Genomic DNA, 17,880 nt, shown 5'->3' on the forward strand with positions numbered 1-17,880 from the left:
CGCGCGTGCCTCGTGGCCGGGCACTATGAGCAAGGCGATTGCCCCCCTTCCCCTCCTGACATAGTCTGGAGATCGAGGGGAGATTGCATGGCCTATCCGAAACTGACCAAGAAGCCCGGAGCCATCGAAACGGCTGCGAGTATCGCCGCAGGGGAATTGTCCGCGCTCGAGGCTGTCGATGCGGCGATCGCGCGGATCGAGCATCTCGATACGCATATCAATGCGGTGGTGGTCTGCGATTTCGACCGCGCCCGCGAGACCGCGAAGGGCATGGACAAGTCTGAGGCTTCCGACCTTACGCCCCTTTTCGGCGTGCCCATGACCATCAAGGAAAGCTTCGACATTGCGGGCCTTCCGACCACATGGGGCCACGAAGCGCACCGCGACAATATCGCGACGCGTGACTCTGCAGTCGTCCGCAAGCTGAAGGCTGCCGGGGCGATCTTCCTCGGCAAGACGAACGTGCCGCCAGATCTGGCTGACTGGCAATCCAACAACCCCGTATATGGCCGGACCAACAATCCGCACGACCACGACCGCTCACCCGGCGGCTCGTCCGGCGGATCGGCAGCAGCGGTCGCCAGCGGGATGGTGCCCTGCGAGTTCGGAACCGACATCGGGGGTTCCGTGCGCGTACCGGCCCATTTTTGCGGCGTGTGGGGTCATAAATCCAGCTGGGGCATCATCAGCAAGGAGGGGCACGACCATCCTCTCATGGCTGGTCGCGGCGCGCATGACGGCGCGCTCTCGATTGCAGGCCCCCTCGCCCGCAATGCTGCCGATCTCGACCTGCTAACGCGCCTCACCAGCGAACGGCCGCTGGAGCAGCGTCGCAAACCGATTTCGCAAACGCGTTTCCTCGCGCTTGTCGACCACCCGGATTGCGCAAGCGACGAGGCAGTCCGCGGTCCGATCGAAGCAGCCCTTGAGGTACTTCGCAAAGCGGGAGCGTCAGTCGATTTGACCAGCGAACTGCTGCCCGATCTCCGGGCCCAGCATGCAGATTACATGCGCATGCTCAATGTGGCGATGGCACGCGGCGCCCCGGGCAGGAATGGTCAGAGGGCGACCGCCACCGACTGGTTCAACCTCCTCGACATTCAGTATCGCAACGAGCTGGCCTGGGCGAAGCTGTTCGAAACCTACGATTTCGTCCTCGCCCCGCCAGCCCCCGTGCTTGCCGTGCCGCATCGCGATGGAAGGGTCTTCGACGGAGAGATCGAGATCAACGGTGGGACGGTCCCCGGTGCATCCGGACTGTGCTGGGCCGGACTGGCGACCTTCCCTAATCTGCCCTCGACCGTGCTTCCGATCGGCGCGACAGGCAACCTGCCCTGCGGAATGCAGGTGATGGGTCCGCGCTATGCCGATCTTTCCACGATCGCGGCCGCAGAAGCCATCGGGCAGGTGTTGCACTCCTGAGGTGCACGGCCCATTCCGGTCGGCGGACCAGACGGAGGATTTTGTGGGTCAGCAGCAAATGATGCGGCGCTTTGCCAAATGGCACATCTGGCTGGCCTGGCTGGCTGGCGTTCCGATCCTGATGTGGACCGTCACCGGCCTCGTCATGGTAATCAAGCCGATCGAGGAAGTGCGCGGCAACCATTTGCGCTATACGGTCACCGAACGGGCGCTGCCGAGCGACACCGAGATATCCGTCGCCTTGCCTGCCGAGAGCACCCGGCCGGTCCGTTCCGTTACGACGCAGGTGGAACGCGGCGAGACGGTAACGCGGATCACCTACATGGACGGGACAAGCGACAGGTTTCGTGCCGACGGATCCGAAATGGGGCCGATTTCCGAAGTCGAGGCACGCATGATCGTGGCCGAACGCATCAAGGGCGGCGACCGTGTCGCCGACACCGCGCGGTACGATGCCGATAGCGTCCCCTTCGATTTCCGCCGGGAAATGCCGGTCTGGCAAGTCGCCCTGACGGACGGGACACACGTCTATGTCGGAGAACACACGGGTGAGATCGAGGCCGTCCGCACGCAATGGTGGCGCACGTTCGATTTCGTCTGGGGTCTGCACATCATGGACCTCCAGACCCGCGAAGACACCAGCCACCCGATCCTGATCCTGTTCGCGATCCTCGGCGTCCTGGCTTCGCTGCTGGGCTTCGTCCTGATGTTCCGCCGCCGCAAGGCCCGTAAGGTCTAGGCAAGGTGAACGAGGAAATCCTCACGCCTGTGCTCGACTGGCTGGATGTCGCCGGAGTGGCGATCTTTGCCCTGACCGGGGCCCTGGTCGCGGCCAAGGAAAAGCAGACGCTGGTCACCCTGACGTTTTTCGCCCTGATCACCGGGGTCGGCGGAGGCACGATCCGCGACCTGCTGATCGGCGCGCCGGTGTTCTGGATGGTCGACCCCTGGGTGTCGGCCACCTGCCTCGGCATCGCCTTGTTCGCCTGGTTCACGCCCACGCGCTGGTGGGAGGGCCGGTTCCTGTCGATCGCCGACGGGATGGGCCTCGCCGCCTATGCCGTCCTCGGCACGGCCAAGGCGCTGCAATACGGCGTCCCGCCCGTCCCTGCAGCATTGATGGGAGTAATTACCGGCTGCGTCGGCGGGATAATCCGCGATGTGCTTGCCGGAAGGCCCTCGATCCTGATGCGGCCGGAGCTTTACGTCACCGCCGCAGCCCTGTCCTCGAGCCTGACCGTGGTCGGAGCGCTGGTCGGGCTGGAGGACTGGTACGTATGGATCGGCGCGGCGCTGGCCGGATTTGGCCTTCGCCTCGCCGCCATCCTGTTCAATCTAGCCCTGCCCTCCTACGACGAGCGCGTGGCGAGCAAGGACTAGTCGTCAGACCGGATCGCCGGGATAGACGGGGCGATTGTCTTCGTCCTCGCCCTCGATCGGGCCGCCGGGATAGGCCGGTTGGGTCCCTTCGACGACGGCATCTTCCGTGTCCGAAACCATCGCAGTCCGACCATCGGCCTTTTGCCTCTCGGCAGCATAGCGCGCATCGTCCCACTGGTTGTCTTCGGTGACTGCTGCATAGCCGTCATCGTCGCGATCTTCGTCGCCCTGCCAATTGCCGGACTGCCCGAAATCCACGTTCCGGACCCGGCCATCGTTGCCGATTTCGCAGGAGAATCCTGCGCCGCTCGAAAGCGTGCCGCTGATCTGCCAACCGCGAGCGGTGCGATCTGCGCGGTCCACGGTCTCGACGCGTTCGTCACGATCCACCGCATCGACGCACATGCTTACGGCGCGGTCGATACCGCGGCCATCGTCCCAGCGCGCATCGTCGCGGCGATCATCGCGATAGTCGCGGTCGCGATAGCGGCGGTCGTCGCTACGTTTCGTATTGTTGGCGATGGCGGCGATGCCACCGATGATCAGGACACCAGTCAGCACGTCGCCCAGGCTCGGGCCACGGTGGTGACGATAGTGACGGTAACGGCGGTGCCGATGGTTTTCATAAGTCTGATCGGCGGAATCGTAGCTGGTGACGCCTGCCGGTTTTGCCGACGTTGCCGAGACCTGCGGGATGGATGCCGCGGCGACGGGCGATACCCCGATGGAAGCGGTCGCGAGAACGGCAGGCGCGAGGGCCCAAGTGTGCAATTTCTTCATGCAAAACTTCCTCTGCCTTCGCGCCCCCACCTGGCGCAAGGAATGACGATGCGACCGGTGCCATATCCCAGCTTTAGCACGGCTGAACCGGACACAAAAAAAACGGCCCGAACCGCAAGGTCCGGGCCGCTGGTGGATTGGTCGGGGATTAGCGGAGACCGCGAATGCCCTTGAAGTCGACGTGGCTCACACGGCCACGCTCGATGTAGCAGGTGAACTTGCCGTTATCTCCGCCGCGGTAGCGACGACGGTCGTCGCGATCATAGCGGTCGTAGCGATCGTAATTGCCCCAGCGACCGCCGCGTTGGCCATCGACGACGATCCGGCCCTTGACCTTCCAGCCATAGCGGGTGTCGTCGACATCGCGGATGTCGGTGACCTGGGCGTAGCGATAGCCATAGCGGCGCGCGTCCTGCTTGGCGGCGCGAACACAGCGCTCCACTGCGGCGCGCGGATTGCCGCGGTTGCGATAAGCGTTGCGGCGGTAGTCACGACCGTCGCGGTAGTAACGTCCATCGCGGTAATAGCGTCCGTCACGGTAATAGTCGCGGTCGCGCTTGGCAGAATTGGCGATGGCGGCAATGCCGCCGATGATGACTGCGCCGGCGATCACGTCGCCGACGGAGATACCATCGTCGCGGTCGCGGGCCTGGGCCGGAGTTGCGGTGGCCAGCGCCATGGCGCCGACTGCAGCTGTTGCGATCCCACCCTTCGCAATGTTCTTGGTAATCTTGGTCATGTGAGGTTCTCCTCATCTCTACCCAGGCGGGATTGCCTCGGTTGAATGAGGTTCTAGGCGAGTCGCACTGAGGTGAGCCTGAATCCCGATTGCAGGCGGCGTTCAGGAAACTCAATCTTTTCCTGAATGTCTATTTCTCAAGCGATTCAAGGACATCACGCGTAAAAGCCGCGATATCGAAGCGTGATCCGCTGGGGTCCTCTCCCCTTCTCACGATGACAACATTAAGGCTCGGGACGATCACGACATACTGGCCGCGGTTACCCATCGCAGCGAAGGTGTCGGAAGGAACGCCGTCCGATTTGTTGAACAGCCAGAAGCCCGCACCATAGCCGAACGGGCCGTCGGGCTGCGGCCCTGAGGGCGAAGAGACGTATTCGTCCCATCCTGCGGGCAGGATGCGGCTGCCATCCGGACCGACGCCTCCATCGAGATATAGCTGTCCGAGACGCGCCAGATCCTTAGGACTGGACCATACCTGACTGGAGAGAATGTACCCTCCCGAATAGTCTCGAGACGGGCGTTTTGCCATGGCGTCCAGCATCGACTGGATATCGACTTCATCCGTCCACTGGGAAGGACGCGCAAGGAGCGCCGCACCCCAGTCCTTCTCCGGAATGGTGTCGCTCATCCGCAACTTCCCAAGCAGCTGCTCGGGAAGAAAGCTGGACTTGTGAAACACGGCCCGTTCCACAGCCATGAGCGTATCATTATTTGCATAGCGGAATACCGAGCCGGGCGGGTGCAGCAACGGCCAATGTGCTGCCCGCTCGGCAACCGTGGCGCCTCCGAAATAGGTCGGATCGGTTCGATTGCCCGCAGTGTCGGAATAGCGTCCCGACGCCATGCGAAGCAGGTGATCGAAAGTGATGGCCCGCCTTGGATCGTCGGAATTGAGGCCGAGACCTGCACTATCGTGCATGTCGAGATCACCGCGATTTACCAAAGCACCAAGGTAGGTCGCGGCTATGCTCTTCGCCACGGACCAAGTGCGCTGCGGCGTGTCTTCGTCGAAGCCTTCGGCAAACCGGGCGAAGAGCGGACGACCCTCTTTGGAAATAAGGACAGCGGTTGTGCGGGTGCCCGGACCATAGGCGTCGCCAAAGGCCCCATCCTGGACATTGCGCGGCAATGTATCGGTCGGATAGCGTCTATCGCGCTCCCTGAATTTCGGCGGCTGATAGTCGGCGCTTGTCTCATCTTCGGGGATCGCAATCCCGATCGGCCCGAGCGTACAGCCAGCCCCGAACGAACGGGCGATGCGCGGCGGCATATCCTGTGCCCATTCAACCTCGACATGCATCACGCGTTCGCCGTCCGCCCGGCGGTGGATCTCGTAGGGAAGCTCGCTTACCAAACCAGCGAGTGGCTGCTGGATACCTGCGAGCTCCCATTCCAGGACGCTCTGTGCAGTCCTGTTTTGCCGCGCGTTTTCGGCGCTGCTGATCGCACTGCAAAGCATGAGCGCCTTGTATCCCGCCGCAAGGGCACGGTCGTACCGGGCGTCGAGTTCGTCCTGTGTGGTCGATTGCGCGGCAAGCGGTGTCGCGGCGAGGAGTGCGGTAGCGGCAAGGGCTTTCCTGATCATTCCCGCCTTGTGGCACGACTTGCCTTGCGCGCAAAACAAAAGGGCCGGAGGATCGCTCCCCCGGCCCTTCGTTGTTCTTGAGGCAGTCGCGCTTACGCGTCTTCCATTTCCTCGTCGCCCATGACCGGACCGCTGTCCTGGCCCTTGGCGTCGACGTCGCGGTCGACCAGCTCGATCACGGCCATCTGCGCGGCGTCGCTGCCACGATAGCCGGCCTTGATCACGCGGCTGTAACCGCCTTCACGATCGGCATAACGCTCTGCCAGAACGTCGAACAGCTTCTTCAGCTGCGTTTCGTCCTGCAGGCGAGCCATCGCAAGGCGACGGTTCGAAAGGCCGCCACGCTTTGCTAGCGTGATCAGCTTTTCGATGTAGGGGCGCATTTCCTTCGCCTTGGGCAGCGTGGTCATGATCTGCTCGTGCTTGATCAGCGCAGCAGCCATGTTGCGCAACATTGCGTGACGGTGACCCGTCTTGCGCTGCAGCTTGCGGCCGGAAATCTTGTGACGCATTTTCTAGTCCTTCGTTCGTAGGGGGCCCGTATGAGGTAGCCCGAAACAGGCCGGAAGACGGGGTCCGGCCTATGCCCCTTGAGATAGATTAGCCGAGCAGCTCTTGTTCGAGCTTCTTGGCCATTTCCTCGATGTTTTCCGGCGGCCAGCCAGGGATGTCCATGCCGAGGCGCAGGCCCATCGAGCTCAGGACTTCCTTGATCTCGTTGAGCGACTTGCGGCCGAAGTTCGGCGTACGGAGCATCTCGGCCTCGGTCTTCTGGACCAGGTCGCCGATGTAGATGATGTTGTCGTTCTTAAGGCAGTTTGCCGAACGAACCGACAGTTCCAGCTCGTCGACCTTCTTGAGAAGGTAACGGTTGAGCTGGTTGGTGTCGCTTTCCTGCGGCTCTGCAGCCTGGCCGATCATCGCCGAAGTCGGCTGCGGGATGCCGTCTTCGAAGTGGACGAACAGGGTCAGCTGGTCCTGGAGGATGCGCGCGGCATAGGCCACGGCGTCTTCCGGAGTGACGGTGCCGTCGGTTTCGATGGTCAGCGACAGCTTGTCGTAGTCCAGTTCCTGGCCCACGCGCGCGTTGTCGACCTTGTAGCTGACTTGGCGAACCGGCGAATACAGGCTGTCGACCGGGATGAGACCGATCGGCGCGTCGGCCGGGCGGTTCATCACGGCAGGGCGATAGCCTTTGCCCGTGTCGGCGGTCAGTTCCATGTTCAGCGTCGCACCTTCGTCGAGGTGGCAGATCACGAGGTCCTTGTTCATGACCTCGATGTCGCCGGAAACGGCGATGTCGCCAGCCTTCACTTCGCCCGGACCGGTGGCCGAGAGCTGAAGACGCTTGGTGCCTTCACCTTCCATCTTGAGCGCGATCTGCTTCACGTTCAGGACGATGTCGGTGACGTCCTCGCGCACGCCTGCGAGCGAGGAGAATTCATGCAGCACGTTCTCGATCTTGATCGAGGTGATGGCCGCGCCCTGGAGCGAGGACAGCAGCACGCGACGCAGAGCGTTGCCGAGCGTCAGGCCGAAGCCACGCTCGAGCGGTTCGGCAACGAAGGTCGCCTTACGCTTCTTGTCGCCACCGTCCTTGATGTCGAGGGTGTTGGGTTTCTTGAGTTCCTGCCAGTTCTTGATGTTGACGGACATGGATTTCCCCTGGTGTGGATGCGGGCAGGACCGGAGCTCTCAGTGAGCGTCCGGTCCGTGAAGATTGTCGGCGGCCCGTTGCCGGACCGCCAGGCAGGTACGGATCAGACGCGACGACGCTTGGACGGCCGCACACCATTGTGCGGGATCGGCGTTACGTCGCGGATCGAAGTGATCGTGAAGCCTACAGCTGCAAGACCGCGAAGCGCGCTCTCACGACCCGAACCCGGGCCCTTCACTTCGACTTCGAGGGTGCGCACACCATGCTCGGCAGCTTTCTTGCCGGCATCGTCTGCTGCGACCTGGGCAGCATAGGGAGTCGACTTGCGGCTGCCCTTGAAGCCCATCATCCCGGCGCTGGACCAGCTGATAGCATTGCCCTGTGCGTCGGTGATGGTGATCATCGTGTTGTTAAAGCTGGCGTTGATGTGCGCAACGCCGCTGGAAATGTTCTTTTTGTCGCGGCGCCTAACGCGGCCGGGTTCGCGTGCCATGATGTTACTTCCTTACATATTCTCAAGAAGGGAAAAGCGCTGGGTGGACCCAGGCTTACTTCTTCTTGCCGGCGATCGGCTTGGCCTTGCCCTTGCGGGTACGGGCGTTGGTGTGAGTGCGCTGGCCGCGAACGGGCAGGCCGGCACGGTGACGAAGACCGCGATAGGAACGCAGGTCCATCAGGCGCTTGATGTTCATCGCGGTGTTGCGACGAAGATCGCCTTCGACCATGTGCTCTTCGTCGATCGTTTCGCGAACGCGCAGGATTTCCTCGTCGGAAAGGTCCTGGACGCGGCGAGCGTGATCGATGCCGAGCTTGTCGGCGATCTCAACAGCCTTGGTACGGCCGATTCCGTGAATATAGGTGAGCGCGATGATAACGCGCTTGTTGGTGGGGATATTTACCCCGGCAATACGAGCCACTTAATTCTCCATGCTCCACAGGGTCCTTTAAAGCGGGACCCTATCTCAACGCCTTGTTTCCATTGACACAACCGGTCGTTCTTCACGCAAAAAGCCCGGATGGCGTGCTTACAGCTCCCGCCTGCCGGACTCACCGAAAGTGTCGAATGAAACGCGCGCTTAGGCGGATTCGCCGCTGAGGTCAACAGCCCGCGCACGCAAACGACGAGGCCACCGATGTAGGAGGCCTTCCGTCTATTACAACACCGTCATAACGGGTGGAGGCAGCTGCGTCAAAATTCAGTCGGCCAGAGCGTCTACCTGATCCCCGACACTGGCTTCCTCGGCCGGTTGATCTTCGTCCTCCTGGTCCGGCGTTTCGCCCGCGGCTTCCGCTTCATCACCATCCAGTGCACCGAGGTGATCGCGCAATCCTAACAATTGCTGGTTCATCACCCCGTCGACAGCCTTGGATATCTGGCCGATCTCGAAACCCATCGGCCCACCGACATTGTATTCCCAGTCGATCCGCGTGCCGCCGTCAATTTCGGAGAGTGTGACAGTCAGGACCCCGGTCGCAGGGACAGCCTGCAGCGGGCCCAGCCCTCCGCGTAGACGCAGCGCCCGATCCGGCACGGCCTGCACCACGATTGCATGCTGCGCACTGCCATCGAGGGGAATGTCGCCCTCGCCCGGGATCTTCTCGCAGAAGCACCCGCCTGCGCTCGGCACCAGCGTCATGTTCGCAGCATCGGCCGACCAGGTGTGCGCGTCGTTCCACCAGTCGGAAGGCTTGATCAAGGCAAGCCAGGCTTCACGCGGGGTTGCCGCAACCCGCGCCGACGCCTTGGTCACGAAGCCGCTCTCGCTTGTCGCGACGATCTCTGCGCTCGCCGGCACCGCGAGTGTCGCGAGACCGATGGCAGCAAGGGTTGCATGAAAACGCAGCATTCGTCTCTCCCGGATCATTCGGGCGAGTTGTATGAGTGCGGAGGATATTTGGAAAGGGCAGTTCGCACCGCCCTCCCCCTTCCTCAGGTCAGGATCGCGTCGATCGCGTGGGTGACGTCATCGATGACACCCATGCCGTCGACCCGGCTGACGATTCCGCGCTCTTCGTAGCCAGGCAGGATCGGAGCGGTCTCGCTGCGATAAACCTGCATGCGGTGACGCACGGTTTCCTCATTATCGTCGGGACGACGCTTGAACTCGGTCGAACCGCACTGGTCGCAGACACCTTCCACCTTGGGCTGCTTGAAGGTGTCGTGATAGCCCGCGCCGCAATTGGCGCAGGTAAAGCGACCGGTAATACGCTCGACCAGCGCATCCTCGTTCACTTCGAGTTCGATGACATGGTCGAGGCTGCGGCCATGCTTGGCGAGGATTTCGTCGAGCTGTTCAGCCTGCGCTGCCGTGCGCGGATAGCCGTCGAAGATGGCACCGGTCTCCGGGCCCATGTCGGTAAGCTTGGCATCGATCATGGCGGAAACGATGTCGTCCGAGACAAGGCTGCCGGAGTCCATGATGTCCGCGACCTTGCGACCGAGTTCGGTATCCGCCTTGCGCGTTTCGCGAAGCATGTCGCCGGTGGACAGCTGCATCATGCCATGATGCTCGACCAGGCGCTGTGCCTGCGTGCCCTTGCCTGCGCCCGGAGGGCCGAGAAGAATTATATCCATCGCGTGACGTCCCTTTCGCCTTCGCTCATGCCTTAACGAAGGCGCCCCTTCAACTTGGCCTTTTTGATGAGATCGCCGTACTGGTGTGCCAGCAGGTGCGACTGGATCTGGCTGATCGTATCGACGGTCACGTTCACGACGATCAGCAGGCTGGTTCCCCCAAGGAACAGCGGGATACCGGTCTGGGCGATCATGTATTCGGGCACCACGCAGACGAACGTCAGGTAGATGGCGCCGATCACGGTGATGCGCGTGAGAACGTAGTCGAGATACTGCTCGGTGCGCTTACCCGGACGGATGCCCGGGATGAAGCCGCCGTTTTTCTTCAGGTTCTCTGCGGTCTCTTCCGGATTGAAGACGACTGCGGTGTAGAAGAAGCAGAAGAAGATGATGCCGAGGCCGTACAGCGTCATGTAGAGCGGCTGGCCGTGCTGGAGGTATTGCAGAACCGTCTGCACCCCGCCGCCGAAGCTGCTTTCCGTGTCCAGCGAGTTACCGGCAAACTGCGTGATCGTCAGCGGCAGCAGAAGCAGCGAGCTGGCGAAGATCGGCGGAATGACGCCGGCAGTGTTGAGCTTGAGCGGAAGGTGCGAACGATCCGCCTGCATCCCGCCGCGCTGGGTTGCACGCTTGGGATACTGGATAAGCAGGCGGCGCTGGGCACGCTCGAAGAAGCTGATCAGGAGGATCAGGCCGACAACCATCACGATGAAGCCGAGCAGGATGCCGGTGGCGATCGAACCTTCGCTGTAACCGGTCGCCATGTTCGACACGAAGGTCGGGAACTGAGCGACGATGCCGGCCATGATGATCAGCGAAACGCCGTTGCCGATACCGCGACTGGTGATCTGTTCACCCAGCCACAGCAGGAACATCGTGCCGCCGACAAGGCTGATCACCGCGCCGACACGGAACATGTAGCCCGGGTCCACGACTGCGGCGATACCTTCGGAGGCACCGAAGCTTTCCAGTCCGGCGGCGAGGAACCAGCCCTGCACCGTGCAGAGCAGCACAGTACCGTAGCGGGTATACTGGTTGAGTTTCTGCCGTCCGACCGTGCCTTCCTTCTTGAGGGCAGCGAGCGTGGGATGCAGGGCCGAAGCCATCTGCACGACGATCGAGGCGGTAATGTATGGCATGACGCCGAGCGCGATGAGGCTCATCCGCTCCAGGCTGCCGCCCGTGAACATGTTGAACATGTCGATGATGCCACCCTGAGTGACATCGGCCAATTGCGTCAGTGCGCGGGCGTTGATGCCCGGCAGCGGAACGAAGCTCAGGAAACGGAAAACGATCAGCGCGCCGATCGTGAACCAGATGCGCTGCTTGAGCTCAGTGGCCTTGGAGAAATTGGCGAGACTTATGTTGCTCGCGAAACTGTCGGCGCTTGATGCCATTGGTCGTCTTCGATCCTAGCTTGTCGCCGGCCCGTCCCGGCGCTGACCGGACAGATAGGGAGCGGAAGGCCGATTGTCGAACCCCCGCTCCCTTATTTCCATCGATTACTTTGCCTTCTTGGCCTTGTTGGCCTCGGTGCGAGCAGCCTTCTTCTCGTGCTCGGGCTGCGCCTTGGGCAGCACTTCAACCGAACCACCGGCCTTCTCGACGGCTTCGATCGCGCCCTTCGAGGCACCGGCAACGACGAACTTCGCCTTTGCCTTGATCTCACCCTTGCCGAGCAGGCGGACGCCGTCCTTGCCGCCGCGTGCGAGGCCTGCGGCCTTCAGCGCTGCGTGGTCGATGTCCTTCTTGGCGTCGAGCTTCTTGGCGTCGATGAACTTCTGGACCATGCCCAGGTTCACTTCGGCGTAGTCCTTGCCGAACGGGTTGTTGAACCCGCGCTTCGGCAGGCGCATGTGAAGGGGCATCTGGCCGCCTTCGAAGCCCTTGATGGCAACACCCGAACGGCTCTTCTGACCCTTCTGGCCACGGCCAGCGGTCTTGCCCTTGCCCGAACCGATGCCACGGCCGACACGGATGCGCTCCTTGCGGGCGCCGGGGTTGTCACGGATGTCGTTGAGTTTGATAGTCATGTCTTGCACTCGCTTTCGCTTTTGTTCGCGCTGAAAAATGGAAGCGGCCCGCTATCGCAGCAGGCCGCTCCCGTCAAATTGTTCCGTCGACTGATTAGTCGACGATCTCGACAAGATGCGGGACCTTGGCGACGGCACCACGCACTTCGGGAGTGTCCTGGCGCTCGACGACCTTGTGCATCTTGTTCAGGCCAAGACCGATGAGGATCTTGCGCTGCCCTTCCGGACGGCGGATCGGCGAACCGATCTGCTTGAGCTTGATGGTTTTAGCCCCATCATTTTTCTTAGCGGCCATCATTCTTACTCCGCGATAGCGGCGGCGTCGGCTTCAGCCTCTGCCTCCGATGCACCACCGCGACCAAGCAGGTCAGCGACCTTCTTGCCGCGACGCTGGGCAACCGACTTCGGCGAAGTCTGGTCGGTCAGCGCGTCGAACGTGGCGCGGATCATGTTGTAGGGGTTCGAGGTGCCGACCGACTTGGTCACCACGTCTGCAACGCCCAGGCTTTCGAAGACGGCACGCATCGGACCACCGGCGATGATACCGGTACCCGGAGGCGCCGTACGCACGGTTACCTTGCCGGCACCGAAGCGACCGTTGCCGTCGTGATGGAGGGTGCGACCTTCCTTCAGCGGGACACGGATCATCTTCTTGCGAGCAGCGGCAGTCGCCTTCTGGATCGCTTCCGGCACTTCGCGGGCCTTGCCCTTGCCGAAGCCGACACGGCCCGAGCCGTCACCCACGACTACGAGAGCAGCGAAACCGAAGCGCTTACCGCCCTTCACCGTCTTGCTGACGCGGTTGATGTGGACGAGCTTCTCGATGATGCCATCGTCTTCTTCTTCGCGACGACCGCCACGGCGGTTGTCACGGCCACCACGGCCACGGCCGCGATCGTTGCCACCGCGGCCACCGCCACGGTTGCCACGTCCGCGCGGCTGACCTTCAGCACCCTGTGCAGGGTCCTGGTTGGCAGCAGCTTCCGAAGGCGTATCGGCAATAGCCGGCTCTTCGTTGGTCACAGCGGTTTCGGTTTCTGCCGTCACGACCTTTTCTTCGGTCTTTTCTTCGGTCTTGTTTTCATCAGCCATGATCAGAACTCCAGCCCGCCTTCACGGGCGGCGTCGGCCAGCGCTTTCACGCGGCCATGGAACAGGAAACCACCGCGGTCGAAAACGACGTTGGTGACGCCAGCCTTCTTTGCAGCAGCGGCGATGTCGGAGCCGACCTTCTTGGCGGCGTCGACATTGGCACCCGAGCCCTTCACGCCCAGCGTCGAGGCAGCGGCAACGGTCTTGCCTGCAGCGTCGTCGATGATCTGCGCGTAAATGTGCTTACCGGTGCGATGGACCGACAGGCGCGGCTTGCCACCAGCGCGGCTGCGAAGCGCAGTGCGCACACGGCGGCGGCGGCGTTCGAAAAGGGAAAGCTTTGCCATCTTACTTCTTCTTCCCTTCCTTGCGGAAGATATACTCGCCGCGGTACTTGATGCCCTTGCCCTTGTACGGCTCGGGCTTGCGCCACTTGCGGACGTTGGCCGCAAACTGGCCCACGGCCTGCTTGTCACTACCGCTGATTTCGACGGTGGTCTGGTCCGGGGTCTTCACCTCGATACCTTCCGGAACATCGAGGTCGACGTCGTGCGAGAAGCCGAGCTGAAGCTTGAGCTTCTTGCCCTGCGCCTGTGCACGGTAACCGACGCCGTTGATCTCGAGGACCTTGGTGAAACCTTCGGTAACGCCTTCGACCAGGTTTGACACCAGCGTGCGCTGCATACCCCAGTGGTTGCGAGCGGCGCGCGTGTCGTTGGCCGGCTTGACCGAGATCTCGCCGTCTTCCAGCTTGTACTCGACCAGATCGGACATGCCCATGGAAAGGGTGCCCTTGGGACCCTTAACACTCAGCGTGCCGTCTTCGATCTTGGCCTCGACCCCGCTCGGGATCGCGACGGGTTTTTTACCGATGCGGCTCATCAGAATACCTCCGCGAGCACTTCGCCACCGACGTTGTCGGCACGTGCTTCGGCGTCCGAGAGCACGCCCTTCGGCGTCGAGACGATGGTGATGCCAAGGCCGTTGCGGACGACGGGGAGTTCTTTCGAACCCGCATAGACGCGGCGGCCGGGCTTGGAGACGCGGGCGACGTGCTTGATAGCCGGTTCGCCTTCGAAATACTTCAGTTCGATCCGCAGCGCGGGGTGCTTGCCGCTGTCGTCTGCAGAGTAGCCACGGATGTAGCCTTCGCGCTGCAGCACTTCGAGGACGTTTGCACGCAGCTTGCTGGCGGGCGAAAGGACGCTGTCCTTCTTCGCCTGCTGGCCGTTGCGGATGCGGGTGAGCATATCACCCAGGGGATCGGTCATAGCCATCTATCGATTCCTCACCAGCTCGACTTGGTCAGGCCCGGGATCAGGCCCTTGTTGCCGAGGTCGCGCAGTTCGATACGGTTAAGGCCGAACTTGCGGTAATAGCCGCGCGGGCGGCCGGTGGTGGAGCAGCGGTTGCGCACCCGGGTTGGGTTCGCATTACGCGGCAGTTCAGCCATCTTGAGGCGCGCGATCAGTCGCTCGCCCTCATCGAGGCTCTCGTCGTCTGCGATCGCCTTCAGCTTTGCGAACTTATCCGCATACTGCTTGACGAGCTTCTTGCGACGCTCGTTCTTGTTGATCGAACTCAGTTTCGCCATTGGACTTAAGTTCCTTCCTTATCTCTCGATCGGAAGGCGGCTCACGCCGCCTCCTTCTCTTCCGACTTTTCAGCCGGGAACGGGAAACCGAACAGACGCAGCAGTTCGCGCGCTTCTTCGTCGGTCTTCGCCGTGGTGGTTACGATGATATCCATGCCCCGGACCTTGTCGATCTGGTCGTAGCTGATCTCGGGAAAGATGATCTGTTCTTTGAGGCCCATTGCATAGTTGCCGCGACCGTCGAACGACTTGGCGTTGAGGCCACGGAAGTCGCGGATACGGGGCATTGCGATGGTCACAAGGCGATCCAGGAATTCGTACATGCGCTCACGACGAAGGGTGACCTTCGCGCCGATCGGCATGCCTTCACGCAGCTTGAACTGCGCGATCGACTTCTTGGCCTTGGTGATAACCGGCTTCTGGCCGGCGATCAGTGCCATTTCTTCGGCTGCAGTCTGGACCTTCTTCTTATCCTGGCTGGCTTCGCCCACACCCATGTTGAGCGTGATCTTTTCCAGCTTCGGAACTTCGAGACGGTTCTTGTAGCCAAACTTCTCGGTCATCGCCTTGACGATCTGGTCGTCGTAGCGCTGCTTCATACGAGGCGTATAATCAGCCATCGATGGTCTCCCCGGACTTGACGGCGACGCGCACCTTCTTGCCGTCCTTTTCTTCGAAACGGACGCGGGTGGGCTTGCCATCCTTGGGATCAGCAACAGCAACCTTCGAGATCGGCATCGGTGCTTCGAAGCGGTCGATGCCACCCTGCGGGTTCTGCTGGGTCGGCTTGCGGTGACGGGCTGCGATGTTCACGCCTTCGACGACGATCTTGCCGTCCTTGGGGTTCACTTTCGAAACCGTACCGGTCTTGCCCTTGTCCTTGCCGGACAGGACGACGACGGTGTCACCCTTCTTGATCTTTGCGGACGCCATTACAGCACCTCCGGAGCAAGCGAGATGATCTTCATGAAGCCGCGGCCACGCAGTTCGCGTACCACCGGCCCGAAGATACGGGTGCCGATCGGTTCTTCGTTCTTGTTGACGAGAACCGCGGCGTTGCTGTCGAAGCGGATCACGCTGCCGTCGGGGCGGCGTACGTCCTTCTTCGTGCGCACGATGACAGCGCGATGGACATCGCCCTTCTTCACCTTCGTGCGCGGCTGGGCTTCCTTAACGGAAACCACGATCACGTCGCCGACGGACGCGGTGCGGCGCTTGGAGCCGCCCAGTACCTTGATGCACTGGACGCGCTTTGCGCCGCTGTTGTCCGCGACGTCGAGATTGGATTGCATCTGGATCATCGATCCGGTTCCTTCTCTTGGCTTGCCGGGACGATTGCCCGGCAGTTCCTAACGTCTAACTCAGTTGCCTGCGGCTTCGACTTCGAGGTCAGCCTCGACAGCCTGCGTTCCGCCTGCCGTTACCCGGTCCTTGACCATCCAGGTCTTTGTCTTCGAGATCGGCTTGGTCTCTTCGATGCGCACGACGTCGCCGAGCTGGTACTCGTTCTTCTCGTCATGTGCGTGGTACTTCTTCGAGCGACGGATGATCTTCCCGTAGAGGGGGTGCTTCACCTTACGCTCGACCAGTACGGTCACGGTTTTGTCGGTCTTGTCGGAGGTGACGGTCCCGATCAGAATACGCTTGGGCATGGTCTACTCCTTAAGCCTTGGCAGCGGCGCTGGCGCGCTCGGTCTGCAGCGTCTTGATCTTGGCGATCGAGCGGCGGACTTCGCGGATGCGGGCGGGCGCTTCGAGCTGGTTCGTCGCAGCCTGGAAACGCAGGTTGAACTGCTCACGCTTCAGGTTGGTCAGTTCCTCTGCCAGCTGGTCGTCGCTCTTCTGGCGCAGATCTTCGATCTTGCTCATCATTCGCCTCCCAGGTGCGAGGAGTCACCCAGACGGGCAACAACCTTGGTCTTTACCGGCAGCTTCATCGCTGCGCGGCTGAACGCTTCGGCGGCCAGCGGGCCGGCAACGCCGTCGAGTTCGAACAGAATACGGCCCGGCTTCACGCGAGCGGCCCAGTATTCGACGGAGCCCTTACCCTTACCCTGACGGACTTCGGCAGGCTTCTTCGACACCGGCACATCGGGGAAGACGCGGATCCAGAGACGGCCCTGACGCTTGATGTGACGCGTGATCGCACGACGCGCAGCTTCGATCTGGCGTGCGGTGATGCGCTCGGGCTCGAGGGCCTTGAGGCCGTACGAGCCGAAGTTCAGCGTGGTTCCGCCCTTGGCGTTGCCATGGATCTTGCCCTTGAACGCCTTGCGGTACTTGGTTTTCTTCGGTTGCAGCATGGTTCTTTCCTAATCCTGCAATCAGCGAGCCGGACGGACGCCGGACGTCTGCGATTCCATCATGAGACGGTCCTGCGCGGTCGGGTCATGGCCGAGGATCTCACCCTTGAAGACCCACACCTTGATGCCGATGATGCCGTAAGCGGTAAGCGCTTCGGCTTCAGCGTAATCGATGTTGGCGCGCAGCGTGTGCAGCGGCACGCGGCCTTCGCGATACTGTTCGACACGTGCGATTTCTGCACCGCCAAGACGGCCGCCACACATGATCTTGATGCCTTCGGCACCAAGGCGCATGGCCGACTGCATGGCGCGCTTCATCGCGCGGCGGAAAGCGACACGGCGGATCAGCTGATCGGCAATGCCCTGGGCGACGAGCTTCGCATCGACTTCCGGCTTGCGGATCTCGACGATGTTCAGCTTCACTTCGCTTTCGGTCATCTGCGACAGCTTGGCGCGCAGCTTTTCGATGTCCGCGCCCTTCTTGCCGATGATGACGCCGGGACGCGCAGCATAGATCGAAACGCGGCACAGCTTGGCCGGACGCTCGATCACAACCTTCGAGATGGCAGCCTGAGCGGCGTTCTCGAGGATGTACTTGCGGATCTCGATGTCTTCGCTCAGCAGCTTCGCATAGTCGCGCCCTTCGGCGTACCAGCGGCTGTCCCAGGTGCGGTTGATCTGCAGGCGCAGACCGATCGGATTGCTCTTATGGCCCAT

General features: G+C 61.9%; 27 protein-coding genes. 3 read left to right on the forward strand and 24 right to left on the reverse strand.

Annotation, left to right across the window (positions count from 1 at the left end; all coding sequences use genetic code 11):
- Window positions 1–87: 87 nt before the first annotated feature.
- From BM173_RS05945 to BM173_RS05955, 3 genes are read left to right on the forward strand one after another with little or no spacing between them, the layout of a single operon-like run.
- The gene (locus BM173_RS05945; protein ID WP_090478738.1) at window positions 88–1,422 is read left to right on the forward strand and encodes an amidase family protein; all 1,335 of its coding nucleotides are present in this window, start codon (window positions 88–90) and stop codon (window positions 1,420–1,422) included.
- A 43-nt stretch (window positions 1,423–1,465) separates the two neighbouring features.
- Complete coding sequence (locus tag BM173_RS05950) at window positions 1,466–2,161, forward strand: PepSY domain-containing protein (RefSeq protein WP_090478740.1); 696 nt, start codon at window positions 1,466–1,468, stop codon at window positions 2,159–2,161.
- Window positions 2,162–2,166: 5 nt separating this feature from the next.
- Complete coding sequence (locus BM173_RS05955) at window positions 2,167–2,802, forward strand: trimeric intracellular cation channel family protein (RefSeq protein ID WP_090478743.1); 636 nt, start codon at window positions 2,167–2,169, stop codon at window positions 2,800–2,802.
- 3 nt (window positions 2,803–2,805) lie between these two features.
- Here the strand turns inward: BM173_RS05955 and BM173_RS05960 are convergent, their stop codons facing one another.
- The 24 genes from BM173_RS05960 to rpsC all read right to left on the reverse strand — a co-directional run bounded on the left by BM173_RS05960 (window position 2,806) and on the right by rpsC (window position 17,880).
- A complete protein-coding gene (locus BM173_RS05960; RefSeq protein WP_090478746.1) occupies window positions 2,806–3,582 on the reverse strand; it encodes a hypothetical protein in 777 nt (258 codons plus the stop codon).
- Between the two features lie 148 nt (window positions 3,583–3,730).
- Window positions 3,731–4,321, reverse strand: a complete 591-nt coding sequence (locus BM173_RS05965; RefSeq protein ID WP_090478748.1) for a hypothetical protein — start codon at window positions 4,319–4,321, stop codon at window positions 3,731–3,733.
- Window positions 4,322–4,451: 130 nt separating this feature from the next.
- Window positions 4,452–5,909 (reverse strand): serine hydrolase domain-containing protein, encoded by a 1,458-nt coding sequence (locus BM173_RS05970; protein WP_090478751.1) that lies wholly within the window; start codon window positions 5,907–5,909, stop codon window positions 4,452–4,454.
- 92 nt (window positions 5,910–6,001) lie between these two features.
- Complete coding sequence (rplQ, locus tag BM173_RS05975) at window positions 6,002–6,421, reverse strand: 50S ribosomal protein L17 (protein WP_090478754.1); 420 nt, start codon at window positions 6,419–6,421, stop codon at window positions 6,002–6,004.
- 88 nt (window positions 6,422–6,509) lie between these two features.
- A complete protein-coding gene (locus tag BM173_RS05980; RefSeq protein WP_090478757.1) occupies window positions 6,510–7,565 on the reverse strand; it encodes a DNA-directed RNA polymerase subunit alpha in 1,056 nt (351 codons plus the stop codon).
- Window positions 7,566–7,669: 104 nt separating this feature from the next.
- Complete coding sequence (gene rpsK / locus BM173_RS05985) at window positions 7,670–8,059, reverse strand: 30S ribosomal protein S11 (RefSeq protein ID WP_090478760.1); 390 nt, start codon at window positions 8,057–8,059, stop codon at window positions 7,670–7,672.
- Window positions 8,060–8,114: 55 nt separating this feature from the next.
- The gene (rpsM, locus tag BM173_RS05990) at window positions 8,115–8,483 is read right to left on the reverse strand and encodes a 30S ribosomal protein S13 (protein WP_040963583.1); all 369 of its coding nucleotides are present in this window, start codon (window positions 8,481–8,483) and stop codon (window positions 8,115–8,117) included.
- Window positions 8,484–8,762: 279 nt separating this feature from the next.
- Window positions 8,763–9,413, reverse strand: coding sequence for an SRPBCC family protein (locus tag BM173_RS05995; RefSeq protein ID WP_245755796.1), 651 nt, complete (start codon window positions 9,411–9,413; stop codon window positions 8,763–8,765).
- Window positions 9,414–9,496: 83 nt separating this feature from the next.
- Window positions 9,497–10,141 carry an adenylate kinase gene (locus BM173_RS06000; RefSeq protein WP_090478762.1) on the reverse strand — a complete coding sequence of 215 codons (645 nt, stop codon included), beginning with the start codon at window positions 10,139–10,141 and terminating at the stop codon, window positions 9,497–9,499.
- A gap of 32 nt (window positions 10,142–10,173) precedes the next feature.
- Complete coding sequence (secY, locus tag BM173_RS06005; RefSeq protein WP_090478764.1) at window positions 10,174–11,538, reverse strand: preprotein translocase subunit SecY; 1,365 nt, start codon at window positions 11,536–11,538, stop codon at window positions 10,174–10,176.
- 105 nt (window positions 11,539–11,643) lie between these two features.
- On the reverse strand, window positions 11,644–12,174 hold the full coding sequence (gene rplO / locus BM173_RS06010; protein ID WP_090478767.1) for a 50S ribosomal protein L15: 531 nt from the start codon (window positions 12,172–12,174) through the stop codon (window positions 11,644–11,646).
- Window positions 12,175–12,268: 94 nt separating this feature from the next.
- A complete protein-coding gene (rpmD, locus tag BM173_RS06015) occupies window positions 12,269–12,469 on the reverse strand; it encodes a 50S ribosomal protein L30 (protein WP_090480179.1) in 201 nt (66 codons plus the stop codon).
- 5 nt (window positions 12,470–12,474) lie between these two features.
- A complete protein-coding gene (gene rpsE / locus BM173_RS06020) occupies window positions 12,475–13,269 on the reverse strand; it encodes a 30S ribosomal protein S5 (RefSeq protein WP_245755829.1) in 795 nt (264 codons plus the stop codon).
- Window positions 13,269–13,613, reverse strand: a complete 345-nt coding sequence (gene rplR, locus BM173_RS06025) for a 50S ribosomal protein L18 (RefSeq protein WP_090478770.1) — start codon at window positions 13,611–13,613, stop codon at window positions 13,269–13,271. The genes rpsE and rplR overlap by 1 nt, the downstream gene beginning before the upstream one ends.
- 1 nt (window position 13,614) lies before the next feature.
- Window positions 13,615–14,148 carry a 50S ribosomal protein L6 gene (gene rplF / locus BM173_RS06030; RefSeq protein ID WP_090478773.1) on the reverse strand — a complete coding sequence of 178 codons (534 nt, stop codon included), beginning with the start codon at window positions 14,146–14,148 and terminating at the stop codon, window positions 13,615–13,617.
- Window positions 14,148–14,543 (reverse strand): 30S ribosomal protein S8, encoded by a 396-nt coding sequence (rpsH, locus tag BM173_RS06035; protein WP_090478776.1) that lies wholly within the window; start codon window positions 14,541–14,543, stop codon window positions 14,148–14,150. Before rpsH ends, rplF begins: the two co-directional genes overlap by 1 nt.
- An 11-nt stretch (window positions 14,544–14,554) precedes the next feature.
- Window positions 14,555–14,860, reverse strand: a complete 306-nt coding sequence (gene rpsN / locus BM173_RS06040) for a 30S ribosomal protein S14 (RefSeq protein WP_090478779.1) — start codon at window positions 14,858–14,860, stop codon at window positions 14,555–14,557.
- Between the two features lie 41 nt (window positions 14,861–14,901).
- Complete coding sequence (gene rplE / locus BM173_RS06045; RefSeq protein WP_090478782.1) at window positions 14,902–15,480, reverse strand: 50S ribosomal protein L5; 579 nt, start codon at window positions 15,478–15,480, stop codon at window positions 14,902–14,904.
- Window positions 15,473–15,793, reverse strand: coding sequence for a 50S ribosomal protein L24 (gene rplX / locus BM173_RS06050; RefSeq protein ID WP_090478785.1), 321 nt, complete (start codon window positions 15,791–15,793; stop codon window positions 15,473–15,475). Before rplX ends, rplE begins: the two co-directional genes overlap by 8 nt.
- Window positions 15,793–16,161, reverse strand: coding sequence for a 50S ribosomal protein L14 (gene rplN, locus BM173_RS06055; protein ID WP_006831888.1), 369 nt, complete (start codon window positions 16,159–16,161; stop codon window positions 15,793–15,795). Before rplN ends, rplX begins: the two co-directional genes overlap by 1 nt.
- A gap of 60 nt (window positions 16,162–16,221) precedes the next feature.
- Window positions 16,222–16,512 carry a 30S ribosomal protein S17 gene (gene rpsQ / locus BM173_RS06060; RefSeq protein ID WP_090478788.1) on the reverse strand — a complete coding sequence of 97 codons (291 nt, stop codon included), beginning with the start codon at window positions 16,510–16,512 and terminating at the stop codon, window positions 16,222–16,224.
- 10 nt (window positions 16,513–16,522) lie between these two features.
- Complete coding sequence (rpmC, locus tag BM173_RS06065) at window positions 16,523–16,729, reverse strand: 50S ribosomal protein L29 (RefSeq protein WP_090478791.1); 207 nt, start codon at window positions 16,727–16,729, stop codon at window positions 16,523–16,525.
- A complete protein-coding gene (gene rplP / locus BM173_RS06070; RefSeq protein WP_090478793.1) occupies window positions 16,729–17,163 on the reverse strand; it encodes a 50S ribosomal protein L16 in 435 nt (144 codons plus the stop codon). The genes rpmC and rplP overlap by 1 nt, the downstream gene beginning before the upstream one ends.
- Before the next feature lie 21 nt (window positions 17,164–17,184).
- Window positions 17,185–17,880, reverse strand: coding sequence for a 30S ribosomal protein S3 (rpsC, locus tag BM173_RS06075; RefSeq protein WP_090478796.1), 696 nt, complete (start codon window positions 17,878–17,880; stop codon window positions 17,185–17,187).

It is taken from the genome of Qipengyuania nanhaisediminis, from assembly GCF_900115585.1.
Classification (GTDB): domain Bacteria; phylum Pseudomonadota; class Alphaproteobacteria; order Sphingomonadales; family Sphingomonadaceae; genus Qipengyuania; species Qipengyuania nanhaisediminis.

Coding starts and splice junctions, on each gene's coding strand:
- BM173_RS05945 (WP_090478738.1), top strand. CDS start 88: ATGGCCTATCCGAAACTGACCAAGAAGCCCGGAGCCATCGAAACGGCT.
- BM173_RS05960 (WP_090478746.1), bottom strand. CDS start 3,582: ATGAAGAAATTGCACACTTGGGCCCTCGCGCCTGCCGTTCTCGCGACC.
- BM173_RS05965 (WP_090478748.1), bottom strand. CDS start 4,321: ATGACCAAGATTACCAAGAACATTGCGAAGGGTGGGATCGCAACAGCT.
- BM173_RS05970 (WP_090478751.1), bottom strand. CDS start 5,909: ATGATCAGGAAAGCCCTTGCCGCTACCGCACTCCTCGCCGCGACACCG.
- rplQ (WP_090478754.1), bottom strand. CDS start 6,421: ATGCGTCACAAGATTTCCGGCCGCAAGCTGCAGCGCAAGACGGGTCAC.
- BM173_RS05980 (WP_090478757.1), bottom strand. CDS start 7,565: ATGTCCGTCAACATCAAGAACTGGCAGGAACTCAAGAAACCCAACACC.
- rpsK (WP_090478760.1), bottom strand. CDS start 8,059: ATGGCACGCGAACCCGGCCGCGTTAGGCGCCGCGACAAAAAGAACATT.
- BM173_RS05995 (WP_245755796.1), bottom strand. CDS start 9,413: ATGCTGCGTTTTCATGCAACCCTTGCTGCCATCGGTCTCGCGACACTC.
- BM173_RS06000 (WP_090478762.1), bottom strand. CDS start 10,141: ATGGATATAATTCTTCTCGGCCCTCCGGGCGCAGGCAAGGGCACGCAG.
- secY (WP_090478764.1), bottom strand. CDS start 11,538: ATGGCATCAAGCGCCGACAGTTTCGCGAGCAACATAAGTCTCGCCAAT.
- rplO (WP_090478767.1), bottom strand. CDS start 12,174: ATGACTATCAAACTCAACGACATCCGTGACAACCCCGGCGCCCGCAAG.
- rpmD (WP_090480179.1), bottom strand. CDS start 12,469: ATGGCCGCTAAGAAAAATGATGGGGCTAAAACCATCAAGCTCAAGCAG.
- rplR (WP_090478770.1), bottom strand. CDS start 13,613: ATGGCAAAGCTTTCCCTTTTCGAACGCCGCCGCCGCCGTGTGCGCACT.
- rplF (WP_090478773.1), bottom strand. CDS start 14,148: ATGAGCCGCATCGGTAAAAAACCCGTCGCGATCCCGAGCGGGGTCGAG.
- rpsH (WP_090478776.1), bottom strand. CDS start 14,543: ATGGCTATGACCGATCCCCTGGGTGATATGCTCACCCGCATCCGCAAC.
- rpsN (WP_090478779.1), bottom strand. CDS start 14,860: ATGGCGAAACTGAGTTCGATCAACAAGAACGAGCGTCGCAAGAAGCTC.
- rplE (WP_090478782.1), bottom strand. CDS start 15,480: ATGGCTGATTATACGCCTCGTATGAAGCAGCGCTACGACGACCAGATC.
- rplX (WP_090478785.1), bottom strand. CDS start 15,793: ATGGCGTCCGCAAAGATCAAGAAGGGTGACACCGTCGTCGTCCTGTCC.
- rplN (WP_006831888.1), bottom strand. CDS start 16,161: ATGATCCAGATGCAATCCAATCTCGACGTCGCGGACAACAGCGGCGCA.
- rpsQ (WP_090478788.1), bottom strand. CDS start 16,512: ATGCCCAAGCGTATTCTGATCGGGACCGTCACCTCCGACAAGACCGAC.
- rpmC (WP_090478791.1), bottom strand. CDS start 16,729: ATGAGCAAGATCGAAGATCTGCGCCAGAAGAGCGACGACCAGCTGGCA.
- rplP (WP_090478793.1), bottom strand. CDS start 17,163: ATGCTGCAACCGAAGAAAACCAAGTACCGCAAGGCGTTCAAGGGCAAG.
- rpsC (WP_090478796.1), bottom strand. CDS start 17,880: ATGGGCCATAAGAGCAATCCGATCGGTCTGCGCCTGCAGATCAACCGC.